General features: G+C 68.8%; 13 protein-coding genes. 3 read left to right on the top strand and 10 right to left on the bottom strand.

The window, feature by feature from the left end; translation table 11 throughout:
- Positions 1-13: 13 nt before the first annotated feature.
- From VGC47_06655 to VGC47_06635, 5 genes are all read right to left on the bottom strand, one after another.
- Positions 14-751: a hypothetical protein gene (locus tag VGC47_06655; GenBank protein HEX9854976.1), complete on the bottom strand. Its 738-nt coding sequence runs from the start codon at positions 749-751 to the stop codon at positions 14-16.
- A 93-nt stretch (positions 752-844) separates the two neighbouring features.
- Positions 845-1,726, bottom strand: a complete 882-nt coding sequence (locus VGC47_06650; GenBank protein HEX9854975.1) for a hypothetical protein — start codon at positions 1,724-1,726, stop codon at positions 845-847.
- Between the two features lie 97 nt (positions 1,727-1,823).
- A complete protein-coding gene (locus tag VGC47_06645) occupies positions 1,824-3,719 on the bottom strand; it encodes an LCP family protein (protein HEX9854974.1) in 1,896 nt (631 codons plus the stop codon).
- 112 nt (positions 3,720-3,831) lie between these two features.
- Positions 3,832-4,797, bottom strand: coding sequence for a hypothetical protein (locus VGC47_06640; protein HEX9854973.1), 966 nt, complete (start codon positions 4,795-4,797; stop codon positions 3,832-3,834).
- Positions 4,798-4,803: 6 nt separating this feature from the next.
- Positions 4,804-6,825, bottom strand: coding sequence for a thioredoxin domain-containing protein (locus VGC47_06635; GenBank protein HEX9854972.1), 2,022 nt, complete (start codon positions 6,823-6,825; stop codon positions 4,804-4,806).
- A gap of 361 nt (positions 6,826-7,186) precedes the next feature.
- On the opposite strand from VGC47_06635, the gene VGC47_06630 reads away from it, so the two are divergent.
- Together VGC47_06630 and VGC47_06625 are read left to right on the top strand one after the other, a co-directional pair.
- A complete protein-coding gene (locus VGC47_06630; GenBank protein ID HEX9854971.1) occupies positions 7,187-8,236 on the top strand; it encodes a sigma-70 family RNA polymerase sigma factor in 1,050 nt (349 codons plus the stop codon).
- A gap of 92 nt (positions 8,237-8,328) precedes the next feature.
- The gene (locus VGC47_06625) at positions 8,329-8,700 is read left to right on the top strand and encodes a CBS domain-containing protein (GenBank protein ID HEX9854970.1); all 372 of its coding nucleotides are present in this window, start codon (positions 8,329-8,331) and stop codon (positions 8,698-8,700) included.
- 22 nt (positions 8,701-8,722) lie between these two features.
- On the opposite strand, the gene VGC47_06620 is transcribed toward VGC47_06625, so the two are convergent.
- The 4 genes from VGC47_06620 to VGC47_06605 are packed head-to-tail and all read right to left on the bottom strand — an operon-like array spanning position 8,723 to position 11,361.
- On the bottom strand, positions 8,723-9,106 hold the full coding sequence (locus VGC47_06620; GenBank protein HEX9854969.1) for a hypothetical protein: 384 nt from the start codon (positions 9,104-9,106) through the stop codon (positions 8,723-8,725).
- 31 nt (positions 9,107-9,137) lie between these two features.
- Positions 9,138-9,290 carry a hypothetical protein gene (locus tag VGC47_06615; protein ID HEX9854968.1) on the bottom strand — a complete coding sequence of 51 codons (153 nt, stop codon included), beginning with the start codon at positions 9,288-9,290 and terminating at the stop codon, positions 9,138-9,140.
- Positions 9,291-9,349: 59 nt separating this feature from the next.
- On the bottom strand, positions 9,350-9,895 hold the full coding sequence (locus VGC47_06610; protein HEX9854967.1) for an LOG family protein: 546 nt from the start codon (positions 9,893-9,895) through the stop codon (positions 9,350-9,352).
- A complete protein-coding gene (locus VGC47_06605) occupies positions 9,892-11,361 on the bottom strand; it encodes a DUF4328 domain-containing protein (protein ID HEX9854966.1) in 1,470 nt (489 codons plus the stop codon). The genes VGC47_06610 and VGC47_06605 overlap by 4 nt, the downstream gene beginning before the upstream one ends.
- A gap of 59 nt (positions 11,362-11,420) precedes the next feature.
- Between VGC47_06605 and VGC47_06600 the strand changes: the two genes are divergently transcribed.
- Positions 11,421-11,564, top strand: coding sequence for a hypothetical protein (locus VGC47_06600; protein HEX9854965.1), 144 nt, complete (start codon positions 11,421-11,423; stop codon positions 11,562-11,564).
- Between the two features lie 160 nt (positions 11,565-11,724).
- Here VGC47_06600 and VGC47_06595 read toward each other — a convergent pair whose 3' ends face one another.
- Positions 11,725-12,174, bottom strand: a complete 450-nt coding sequence (locus VGC47_06595; protein HEX9854964.1) for a hypothetical protein — start codon at positions 12,172-12,174, stop codon at positions 11,725-11,727.

Here is a 12,174-nt window from a genome sequence, read left to right as displayed (position 1 = left end):
GCGGAGGGCTCGATCAGCCTCTCGGCCGATCCCAGGGTCGATAGGCGGCGAGGGTGGCCCCTGCGAGCACGACGGCTCCGACCACGGCGAAGAGGGCAACGGCGGCGGTCCCCTCGATGGCGAGCAGCAGCTGAGAGAGGCCGATGGCGAACACGGCGAGGACGACGACGGACACCATCGGGCTTCCGACGGCGCGTTGCATCTCACCGAGAAACGCCCCGAGGCTCTGGGGCAGAGCCTCTCCTTCGAGGCCCAGCGTCGCCGGCCTGGCGAGTGCATCGACGACGTTGGCGGTCACTCCGCCTGTGACCACGCCGGCGATCGAGATGACAACAGCCATCCGGTAGGTGGAGACGGTCACGATGCCGAGGTCGATGTCGGCAACCGCCCCCAAGCCGGCTCGCATCGTGCCGTAGCCGAACACGGCGCCTGTGACGGCCGCGACCGGCAGCATCGACGCCAGCGAGAATCGCCTTGCCATCGGCTCGGACTCCCGCCCGAACGCATAGATGATCCCGGCGACCGCGAGCGCTCCTGCAACCGCCGCCACCACGATGAGGAGGTAGAGGCCCCCGCTGCTGACGACGAACTCGGGTCGTGCTCTGGGCCCGGATCGATCGAGGAGCACCGCATCGATCGAGCCGATGGCGAACTTGCCTGTGAACAGGACCATGAGGCTGAGGCCGAGGAGACCTCCTGCGAGCGCGCCGTAGACCGTTGGACGCAGGCGGCTGCGTTGGGCGCCGTACATGACGGCCGAGGATAGTCCGGGCTCTCCGGCCCCAAGTTCCCTGCCGGGAGCCTGATTCGTGAAGCTCCGCCGCCGGCGACCTCCGGCTTCCCGCTACTGGAACCTGTCGCAGGCGTCCGGCGAGAATATCCCCCTCACGACCCCCGTGTCCGGCTGGGTGATGGGACCCCACAAGAGCAGGCTTCCGGATGTGCCATACAGCTCGAAGGCGTCCCCCACCTCCGGGTCGACGACGAATCGTCGGTCGAACTCGGAATAGACCTCCTCGATCCTCCTGATGGAGTTGCCGGGTCTGAGGCCGGACAACGTCTCGAGATCGGCCGTCTCGGAGCTGAATGCGTCCTCGTAGGCGAGGTCGACCCGATACCCGGCGAAGATCTCGTCGCCGTTGTCATCGATGACCACGACGGCTGCGAGGGCGCCCCACCGCACGATCCTCACCATCGATCCCTCGCACGTCCCGTAGGCGCCCGTCGAGACGATCGGCCCAGTGTCCTCATCCGGATCGCCGAGCGACGCGACGAGTCGCCCGACGGCACGCTCGGCTGCTTGACCGAGCTCGATCGGCCCGATGGCGTCGGCTGCCAGGGTCAGGTTGTCGAGCGTCAGCGGCTCACCTCTCGGCTCGTACGGGGTGACCGCACCTGGGGCGCCTGTCGTGGTGGTCGTGTCGCCGCCTGTCGTCGACGTCGCCTCGGTCGTCGTCGTCTCGCCCCCGCTTCCCGACGTATCCGGGGACCCCGTCGTAGTGGTGGAGCCTGCCGCGGCGCCCTCGCCGTCGTCACCGAGGAGCTGGAAGAGGGCGACCGTGACGACCACGAGGAGCAGGGCGACGATCAGCCCCGTGAGGAGCGGCGAACGCGGTGGAGCAGCCGGGGGGACGTGACCAGGCTCGAGCGACGGGAGGGGCTCGCCGCCCGTCAGGTCGGTCAGGCCCTCGTACGGGTCGAAACCCTCGAAATCGTTGTCGCTCATGTGTTCCGGCTCCGCGGGGTCCGACTCGGGGCCCGTATCTTATGACATCGGGGCGGAGTGGGCCGGTTCGGCAGGTCCTCCGGCCACGACGGCGCCGTCACAGGGCCTGGAGGTCGAGGTCGGGGAAGACGGGTGCCAGGAGCTCACGGAAGGGCGTCGTCGGGACGAGCACGCTCGCTCCCCTCGAGGTCGTGAAGTCTCGCACCGGGATCTCGATTCGCGTGACCGTCCGGGGATCGATGCCGCGCAGGCTCCAGGCGAGCGAGATGGCGTCCGAGATTCCGAGCTGGGTGTCGAGCGTGAACGTGTTCGTGAGGCTCCGCACCGTCCTCGTGAGGTCCGAGATCGACCCGAACGTCTTCATCTTGGAGAACATCGCCAGGATCACGTCCTGCTGCCGCAAGTTGCGCGTGAGGTCGCTCACTCCCTGCATCCTGCGCCACGCGCCGTCCACCAGCTCTTCTGTTCTCCTCGACCGCACCCAGCTCAGCGCTTGGGCGCCGGAGGCGGTGGTGCACCCCGCGGGGAGGTCGAGGAACGAGCGTGAGTCCCGCACCTGGTGGTCGACACAGATCTGGACGCCGCCGACGGCGTCGATGATCCGTTCGAACCCGTCGAAGTCGAAGAGGGCGAAGTGGTCGACCTCGATCCCGGTGTAGTCCTCGACTGCGAGTGCCAGCATCGTCGGGCCGTTGATGGAACCGCACGCCGCCAGGCTGGCGTTGATGCGCTCGTACCCCTGTGTGCAGCGGTTCGGCAGGTAGAGGTCGCGTGGGATCGAGACGATGGCAGGGTCGCCGTCCGGAGGGACGAGCAGCAGGGTGATGACATCGGCCCTGACCCCGCCGGCGTCGCTCCCGACGACGAGGAATGACTGGAAGACCTCTGGCCTGGTCGGCTCCCCGGTCACGATGGCAGCGATGTCCCCGCCCACCTCGTCGTGGACTGCCCCCCCGCCGGGGAGCGGCAAGACTGCGGCGGCCGCGGCGACGTCGAGCTGGTCGCGCGCCACCGAGCGCCACGAGTCCCAGATCTGGAAGGCGTTGTAGGAGATGAACCCGAGAAGGGCGACCGCGAACGTCGCCGTCACCCGCTTGGCGACCCTGCGCCACGGCCAGCCGAGGCCTTCGGCCGTCTCCTCCGCCTTGTTGACCAAGAACCCGGCGACCGGGGCTCCCGCCTCGGCGAGCCGGGACGCCGTGCTGCTCACGGTCGAGGGAGCCGTCCGTTCGGTCACGACGAGCACCGTCCCGTCGGCGTGTGCCGCCAGCGGTCCGACGTTGCCGTCCCACGAAACGGGGGGAGTGTCGATCAGCACGAGGTCCGAGCCTTCGCTGAGCACGTCGATGGCCTCCGCCATCTCCTTGCTGCCGAGCGTCGTCGGGGTCAGCCCGACCGGGCTCCCCGCCGGGATGAACGGGAGCCGCACGCCGGGGGCCAGGTCCCACATCCGAGAGGCCTCGACGAGCGACGCTCGCCCGGCCGCCACGTCGATGAGCCCGGGAGCGGCCCCCGTGTGTCCGAAGCGGGACAACCCGCGTCGGGAGGGATCGCCGTCGATGAGCACGACACGACGCCCTCCCTGGGTGGCGGCGATGGCGAGGTTCATCGCGACCGTGGTCGCCCCCTGACCCGGAGCCGCCGCCATGACGAGGATGACCTGGCCGTGCGTCATCGCCTCGAGGCGCTCTGCGGCCTCGTGGTATGCCTGGGCGACGTCCGAGTCCTGGGCAGAGAGGGTCGGCGCGGGTCCGTGGTCCCACCTGCGAATGATCCCGAGCGGCGGCGTTTCGAACTCGTCGGCGATGCGCGCCCCGGAGGCGTATCGCCACCAGGCGAGCCATGAGAGAGCGGTGACGATCCCCCCGATGGCTGCGGCGGCCGCGGCGCCCACATGCGATTCCCAGTACGACGCGAGCAGGAAGCCGACGAGCAAGCCGAGCGCGACGGAGAGAACGTTCGGGAGCCGAAACATTCGGTGCCAGCGCGGCATGTGATCAGCCAATCTCCGACTTCTCAACGAAAGAGGAGCGTCCTGGCCGGAGGACGCCCGGGAGGCATCATATCCGCCGTCGGGTCGTACGCGCCGAGCCCGGAGCACCCCGTCACGGCGTCGGGCCGCCGTCACACGGCCTCGGTGAGTGGATACCCGTCACGAGTGCGGTCGAACCGGACTCAGCCAGGCTCCCCCAGATGAGGGTGATGCCGTCGCTCGAGCGGGACACGATGAAACCGGGCGCACCGCCGATGTCGACCCCGGTGGCGGTCGGGTAGATCGCCTCGACCTGCTCCCACGTGTCGCCGAGGCCCAGCCCGGAAAGGGTTCGCAACCCGTTGGTCGGCCCGTCGTCCGCGTCGAGCTCCAAGCGATAGCCGGCGAATGCCTCCGCCTCGCCATCGCCGGCGAGCACGAGTCCGAGTCCACCCCACGAGACCAGCCGACCCGCGACACCGTCACAGAGCCCGACCGAGGCGTCGAGAGTCTCTATCACGGCGTCGGGTTGACCGAACGTCGCGACGAGCCTTCCGACGGCGTCGTGGGCCGGCGAGCCTATGTCGAGGGGCCCGAGCGCGAATGCCCCCAGCGAGAGCTCATCGATAGGGATGGCGTCGCCCACGGCTTCGATGGGTGCCAACGTGGTCGCCGTCGTGGTCGGAGGCACGGTCGTCGTCGGCGCCGCCGTCGTCGGCGCGGCCGTCGTCGACGGCTCGGACGGGCTCGCCGTCGCCGGCGAGGTCTCTTGGGAGGGCAGCGTCGTTTGCGGTGCGGCGTCCTCGTCGGGAGGGCCGCCGTCGAGGATCAGCCCGAACAAGACGAGATACGCACCGAGGGCCGCCACCGCGACTCCGACGGGCACCCAGATCCGGGCCGCCCGCTTCGGCGCCGGCTGCTGCGGCACGGGCCCGGCCCCGGCGCGCACCTGTTCGGCCTCCGAGACGTCGTCGAGGTCGATCCGGATGGCCGTGACCGTCCTGTCAGGCCACATTCGTTCGCAGTGTGGGCAGCGCATGGCGTCGCGGCGCCTCTCGGCGCCGCAATAGATGCACTGGCCGGTGGAGATGTCGATCACGACCGATCACTCTACGAGCGGTGTGCCACTCGCAAGCGCATCTTCGTCGAGCTTGGCGGCGAGCTCGCCCGGATCGGACACGGGCAGGTCGCACACGAAGTCCCGGCAGACGTATGCGGACGCTTCGGCGTCGACCGGCGTCCGGCCCTCGAGCAGGGGCACGGACGTCGGCGATCTGGCGTCGCCGATGGCGACGACGCAGTCTGGTCTGAAACGGGACCAGACGACGGCGGCGAGGCGGGCCCTGAGCCCTCCGGAGCCGACGATCGCCACCTCACGTGGCGGGTCGCTCGACATGACGGCGAGCAGGTGCCCCGCCGCCGACGGGTACCTGGCGGCGACGTGGCCGGCGGCTCGCAGCGCCCCTTCGTACGATTCCCGCATGGGCGCCTCGCCCGTGTAGGCGGCCATGAGCTGCAGCGCCTCGGCGGCGAGCGTGTTGTCCGAGGGCGTTGGGTTGTCCATCACGTTCTTGGGGCGTGTGATGAGCGGCTCTGCATCCGTCCCGGTCGCGTAGAACCCCCCATCCGGGTCCTCGAAGAGGCGGACCATGTCATTGGTGAGGCGCTGCGCGTGTGTGAACCATCGCTCTTCGCCGGTCACGGCGTACAACGTCAGCATCCCGATGGCGAGCGCGCCGTGATCGTCGCAGAACCCGGCGGGCCCCCGTCTTCCTGCTCGCCACGATCGTGCCAGCCTTCCCTCCCCGTCGACGAGGTGGGTCACTGCGAACTGTGCGATCGACTCAGCCGCATCCACGTACCGATGCTCGTCGAGCACGGCGCCCGCCTCGGCGAAGGCGCGCAGCGCCAACCCGTTCCATGCGGCGATCACCTTGTCGTCGAGGCCGGGCTTCACCCGGAGGCTTCGCGCTTCGAAGAGCCGCTGCAGCGATTCACCGAAGGCAGTGCGGCTCATCGTGACGTCCCGGAGGTGGAGGATGTTGGCGCCCTCGAAGTTGCCCGAGGTCGTCACGCCGTACGCCTGGGCGAAGGCGGTGGCCTGTGCGCCGAGGACCTCGGCGACCTGCTGCGCGCTCCAGACGTAGAACCTGCCCTCGACACCCTCCGAGTCTGCGTCCTCGGCGGAGTAGAGCCCCCCTTCCGGGTGCCGCAGGTCCCGCAGCAGATAGTCGAGGGTCTGGCGGGCAACGTCTGCGTAGCGGGGCTCCGCCAGCACCTGCGAGGCCCTGACATACACCCTGGCGAGCATGGCGTTGTCGTACAGCATCTTCTCGAAGTGGGGAACGAGCCAGTTTCGGTCGACGGCGTAGCGGGCGAAACCCCCGCCGACGTGGTCGTAGATCCCGCCCCCTGCCATCGCATCGAGGGTGGTTCGCAACATGGGCGCCACCGCCGGGCCGCCGCCGATCCCGAGCGCGGCCGCTCGCAGGAGCAGCTCCAGGCTCGGCGCCTGCGGGAACTTGGGGGCCCCCCCGAATCCGCCGTGCTCGGCGTCGAAGGACGCCTCCAGCTCCTGGATGCCGCGCTCGACGATCTCGGTGCCCGGGGTTTCGGGGGCGGCCGGGATCGCAGAGCGGACCGCCCTCGTCAGCCGGTCGGCCTGCTCGCCCAGCTCCTCCCGGCGGTTGCGCCAGGCGTCGTCGATGGCCGAGAGCACCTGCATGAAGGCCGGATGGTGTCCCATGGGCCGCTTCGGGAAGTACGTCCCGGCGAAGAAGGGCCGCCCTTCGTGGTCGAGGAACACCGTCATCGGCCAGCCGCCCTGGCCGGTCATCGCCTGCACGGCGTCCATGTACACCCTGTCGACGTCGGGACGCTCCTCACGGTCGACCTTGACGTTCACGAAACGCTCGTTCATGAACTGCGCCGTGGCGTCGTCCTCGAAGGATTCGTGCGCCATGACATGGCACCAGTGACACGCCGAGTACCCGATCGAGAGGAGGAGGGGACGACCGCTGTCCCTGGCCTTCTGGAACGCTTCGTCGCCCCACTCGTGCCAATCGACCGGGTTGTCCATGTGTTGCAGCAGGTATGGACTCGACGACAGCGCCAGACGGTTCGGCATGTGTCCACCGTAGCCATGGGCGTCCTCGCCGACGGACTGTGGACAACCCGCCATGGTTCCCCCAGGTCGGCGGGCAGCAGGACGCCTGGGGCGGAAGAGATCCCCAGTCTGCGGCGTTGTGTTGACGAGCCTGTGGACAACCCAGGTCGATCGAAGGGCCAATCGTTCGACCTCAGGCCCTTTTCTCGTCGGGTTTTCGGCAGATGAGGGGTTCACAAAGCCCGGGGAATGTGTGATATTGGGACCGAACCGGGCTTTGTGACGCCTTTCACAATGTTGCATGAAGCGGGAGTGGTGGCCGCATCGGACCATGGGCTGGTCGTCATGCAGAGGCGTCGAAGAAATCTTGGAGGATCTTTAGATGGCATCGAGTGGCAAGACGCGTGACAAGGTCCTCGACCGCGCCCAACGGGAGCGGGCCGAGGCGAAAGAGCGCGTCGAGCGGGACACACTCACTCGATCTCGCCGCGATCGGGACCGCAACAAGCTGACCGACGAACGCGGCAGGCTGACGACCGACCTGGTCAGCCAATACCTCACCGCCATCGGCGAGTACGAGCTCCTCACAGCGGAGAAGGAAGTCGACTACGCCCAGAAGATCGAGGCGGGCCAGGATGCGCTCGCCAAGCTCGACGCCGGAGCATTCAAGACCAAAGCCGAGGAGATGGCGCTGCGCCGCAAGGTTCGCCACGGTCGCGAGGCGAAGGACGCCTTCCTCACCGCCAATCTCCGTCTCGTCGTCGCCAACGCTCGGCGCTACGCCAACACCTCGGGGATCGACTTCCTGGATCTCATCCAGGAGGGCAACCTCGGCCTCATCCGCGCCGTCGAGAAGTTCGACTGGCGCAAGGGATTCAAGTTCTCGACGTACGCCACGTGGTGGATTCGGCAGGCCATCACGAGGGCGATCGCCGACAAGTCACGCACCGTGAGGATCCCGGTGCACCTCCACGACACGCTGGCGGCGGTGCGCGCTGCCCAGGCGAGCCTCAAGGCAGAGCTCGGTCGTGAGCCGCGGCCCGAGGAGATCGCCGAAGAGGCGGGCGTCAACGTCGACAAGGTCGAGCTGGCGCTCGGTGTCGCCGACACGGTGTCGCTCGAGCAGCCGGTCGGCGAGGACGGCGCTCAGCTCGGCGACTTCATCGAGGACGAAGACGCCGTCGACCCGGTTCGGGTCACCGAGGAACTGGACATCGCAGACAGCCTGCGCAAGTCGATCGAACGCCTCCCGGAGCGCGAGGGGCGGATCCTCGCCCTTCGCTACGGCTTCTACGACGGCGTCCCGCGCACCCTCGAGGAGATCGGCGAGGAGTTCAACCTCACCAGGGAGCGCATCCGGCAGCTCGAGAAGCTCGCCCTGTGCAGGCTGCGCCACCCGTCGTTCGGAATCAGGGAGCAAGACCTGCTCTGACGGTGCCTCGGGCGGCACCGCGTGCGGCCTTTCGACTCTGACACCGCCTTCGCCCGCCAACTAGTGTCCGCGTCGCGCGATCGGGAGGCGACTTGCAGCTCCAGGCTCTCGTCGGTGGCTCGGCCGAGGTGATCGGCAGCGAGGCGACTCTCGCCGAAGCTGCCCGGCGGATGGTCGAGGCCAGGGTGGACTGTCTCGTCGTCGTCGACAAGCGGAACCTCGTCGGGATCATCACGGAGCACGATCTCGTCGACGCCGTCTCCCGCGACGCCGACCTCGACGACGAGGCGGTCTCCTCATGGATGTCGGAAGCCCCCGACACGGTCGCCCCGACCGTGTCCGTCGACGAGGCCGTTGCGTGGCTCCTGGAAGCCGGGTATCGACACCTCCCCGTCGTCGACGGAAGCGAGATCCTCGGGATCGTCACGGTGCGCGACCTCCTGTGGGCGCTCGCCGAAGAGTGAGCGCTCCGGCAGTAGGCGTTCCCTAGAGCTCCCGCTCGAGCCGGCGGTTGATCGCGTCGAGAACTGCCTTCACCGTCGCCGCCACCTCGTCGTTCTCACCGACCATGGCGCTGCCGACGAGCCGCTCGTCGGTGCCGTCGAGCGTCACCTGTGCCATGGCGATCTGGCCCTCGCCGAGGTCGGTTGTCGCGATGGCGTCGAGGCTCAAAGTGATGCTGTTGTTGGTGACCGCCTCGACGGCGCGCAGAGTCGCCTCGCCGATGATGCGAGGCCGGTGCGCCGCGTCGGACAGGCCGGCGGCCTCGCCGGTGAACTCCTCGTCCTGCCAGGCGAGCGTCACGGCGATCCGCGTCGCATCGGCGCCGGGGGTCTCGAGGATGCGAACGATGGCGGGGCGCTCACGCATGTGCCGGGAGGTTAACCGGCGCCGATCGGGCTCAGCGTGGTATCCAGGCGATCGACACCTCGGCCACCGTGATGTCGGCCTTCTCGAGCCCGACCTCGACGTCCTCGGCTTCCAGCGCCCGCATCTCCCACTTGTCGTTGAGGTCTGCCGGCTCGGCTCCGAGGTAGAACCCGCCGCTCGTCATCGTCGCGTCTCCCCTTCGCTGTGCGACGGGCGAGTGTAGGAGGCGCCCCCCTGCCTCCTTCAAGCCGACTCCGTGGCGGCGACGACGTAGGCGACGGCTGCGTCGACGTCGCCAACACAATGGACGATGGCGTTGTCCGTTGCGAGCTCGGTGGCGATGTGGGCGACCAGGCGGGTCCACGTGTCGCCCACGGTGACGACGGGTCGAGGCATCGAGCCTGAGAAACGGGTGACGAATGCAGTGTTCCAGGCCATCACGAGCTCGGTGAGCGTGCCGATGCTGCCGGGGAGGGCGATGACCGCGTCGCTGTCCTCGATCAGCCTGGCGACACGCTGAGGGAGGGTGTCCGCCATCCGCTCCTCGAGGACGTGAGCGTTGGCGCCCGGCCGATCGGGGAAGACCAGGGGCGCCGTGACACCGATGACGTGCCCTCCCGAAGCTGCCGCACCCGAGGAAACCGCCTCCATGATGCCTCCATAGCCTCCGGTCGCAACGGTGAAGCCCCGGGCGGCGAGCAGAGCACCGCAACGATGCGCGGCCTCCCAGTCCTCGTGGTGGGGATGGGTGGCGGAGGCGCCGAAGACTGCAACGATCCGCCCCGTCATCGCAGGGCTTCCTCGGCAGCCGCGTTCTGGCGAGCCGATGTCGCCGAGATCATCCTCACTCCGGCGAGGCAGGACACGATCAGCGACCCGTAGCTGAGGATGGCCCACCCGTTGGCGTCGAGGGCCGTCTCCGGCGTCGACCCCGTGAGCCGCCACCCCACGAAGGAGAGGGCGAGCGCCGCCATCAGCGACCACCAGAATGTGTTGGTCCACATCAGCCCTTGCCGCAGCCGCCAGTCACGATCTCGCCACGCTTCCGGGTCGGCGCCGCGCCATGCATCGTCGATGAGGCGCTTCGGCATCGCCAGGTTGTAGCCGGGCACGGCCCAAGCCCAGACGGCGCCCCCTCTCGGGATCCTGAGGTCCTTCACGCCGAGGGCGACGAGATTGGAGTAGACGACGAACGTCCACGCGATGACGGCGACGAGTCCGACGACCGACGTAGCCGCCAGAGGGCGGATGACCCAGACACCAAGCAGATCGGCGATGTCGCCGGCTCCGTCGAGAGCCTCGGGGACCTGGCGGGCGACATCCTCGATTCGGTTGTTCAGGGCGACGAGGCCGATCGTCGCGGTCGTCGCCAGGGTGGCGACGGCGAGGAGAACGAGTTGGGCCAACCTGCTGGTCACGTATGGATCCCGGTAGCGGGCCAGATCGACGCCGGGCCGCTGCACCGGGATCGTCCGACCGGTGGGTCGGGGGATCAACCCCTGTCCCTCCGTCTCGGGCCCCCCGACGTGGTTCTCGACGGCATGCTGCGGCTCGGGGGCGCCAATGGTGCGGGGATCCGCAGCCTCCGGCCGGGGTGCGCCCCGGGCGGGCGGCTCTTCCGGGATCACGGCGGCCGCCGCGTCGGCTGCTTCGCCGGGAGGCACCTCGGCCGCCGGCATCCCACCCTGAATCGGCTCGGCCGGTGGAGTCGCGCCGGGAGATGACGCGAGCGGGGGGCTCCAATCATGCTCCTCGACGAGCCTCTCCAACTCGATGACCTCGTCATCGATCACGGCAGCTGGGCGAGGATCTCGCTGGCGACTGATCAACTCGGGGTCCCCCGGCTCGTCGACGATCTCGCCGCGGACGACCTCGCTCTGGTGACGCCGATGGCTTCCGTGCCGGTCGGCGACGTCGGCGAACGTGCCGGGAAGCAGGTGCTCCGAAGGCCGCGGCGCCTCGACCGGTTCGAAGCGCTCCGCCTGTCGGCGGGGCGCCTCGACCTCCGTCGGCGCAGTCGTCGGGTCATCGATGACCACGCGTTTCGATCGAGAGAGATTGGCGACGGGCGTCTCGTTGCCGCACCTCGCGCAATACCGCCACCAAGGAGCGAGGCCCGAGGCGCAGCGGCCGCATTCGCCTTCGTTGGCGGCCGTGCCGTCGAACGCCAGCGTGCTCCCGCAGGCTTCGCAGAACCTCGCGTCGTCGGCTCGTGCCGTCCCACAGTGCGCGCAGAACTGCATGAGATCCTCCATCAGAGCCGCGACGATACCCGGTGCCGGTGCCGCCGGGTGGGGCCGGTACCCTGCCGGTCGTGAGCGATGCGACACCCCGTCACGATCGGCTGGCGACGTTCATCTCGGTCGTTTTCGTGGTGGTCGCCGTCGTAGGGATCGGTGCCGCCCTCATCGGGGCCTTCCTGTTTTTCCCAGGGACCAACCAGGTTCCAGGGCCGTGACGCGGGCAACGCGCCCCCAGAAAGGGGTGTTGCCCGCGACAACGCCCCTCAGAGAGGGGCGTTGGAAGGGAAAGAGCCTGAGAGAAGGTGAGGTCCCGGTGGGAGGTCCGGGACCTCACGTTCGTCCTTGACTCCTATCTGAAACGCCGCCGAGCGCCGATCAGTTCCCGGAATCGTCTCTCGGGCTGTCGCCTAATCGTGGGTCGAGGCAGATCAGGTGGACCTGGTCCTCTGTCGCCGCAGAGGGCTCGACGCCGGCGGCGATCTCGAACCGCACCCCCGTCGTGCACGCCTCTCGCACGAGCGCGTCGCGTCTCCAGACCCTCAGCTTGATGGGCACCTGGATGCCCTCGCCCCCAGGTACCTCGTTGACACCGGTCTCCTCGGCCTCCTGCTGCATCAACTCGATGATGGACGGGATCTCGGGATCGGGGTTGGCCGCACGGTAAGCCTCGAGCTTGCGCTGCCGTCGCGATGCCGGCTTGCGGGGCAGCGGCACCTGGTCAGGCTGAGCGTCGACGCCGCCACGCTTCGTCCGTGAGGAGGAGAGCCTGGCGAACACCAGGAAGACGAGCGCGATGACGACGACTGCTGCGATCGTTTGAGGCAT

The organism is Acidimicrobiia bacterium (assembly GCA_036396535.1).
Taxonomy (GTDB): domain Bacteria; phylum Actinomycetota; class Acidimicrobiia; order Spongiisociales; family UBA5794; genus DASWKR01.
Note: the sequence above shows the minus strand (reverse complement) of the source record. Positions and strands in the feature narration are given on the sequence as shown.

Coding starts and splice junctions, on each gene's coding strand:
- VGC47_06655 (HEX9854976.1), bottom strand. CDS start 751: ATGTACGGCGCCCAACGCAGCCGCCTGCGTCCAACGGTCTACGGCGCG.
- VGC47_06650 (HEX9854975.1), bottom strand. CDS start 1,726: ATGAGCGACAACGATTTCGAGGGTTTCGACCCGTACGAGGGCCTGACC.
- VGC47_06645 (HEX9854974.1), bottom strand. CDS start 3,719: ATGCCGCGCTGGCACCGAATGTTTCGGCTCCCGAACGTTCTCTCCGTC.
- VGC47_06635 (HEX9854972.1), bottom strand. CDS start 6,825: ATGCCGAACCGTCTGGCGCTGTCGTCGAGTCCATACCTGCTGCAACAC.
- VGC47_06630 (HEX9854971.1), top strand. CDS start 7,187: ATGGCATCGAGTGGCAAGACGCGTGACAAGGTCCTCGACCGCGCCCAA.
- VGC47_06620 (HEX9854969.1), bottom strand. CDS start 9,106: ATGCGTGAGCGCCCCGCCATCGTTCGCATCCTCGAGACCCCCGGCGCC.
- VGC47_06615 (HEX9854968.1), bottom strand. CDS start 9,290: ATGACGAGCGGCGGGTTCTACCTCGGAGCCGAGCCGGCAGACCTCAAC.
- VGC47_06610 (HEX9854967.1), bottom strand. CDS start 9,895: ATGACGGGGCGGATCGTTGCAGTCTTCGGCGCCTCCGCCACCCATCCC.
- VGC47_06605 (HEX9854966.1), bottom strand. CDS start 11,361: ATGGAGGATCTCATGCAGTTCTGCGCGCACTGTGGGACGGCACGAGCC.
- VGC47_06595 (HEX9854964.1), bottom strand. CDS start 12,174: ATGCCTCAAACGATCGCAGCAGTCGTCGTCATCGCGCTCGTCTTCCTG.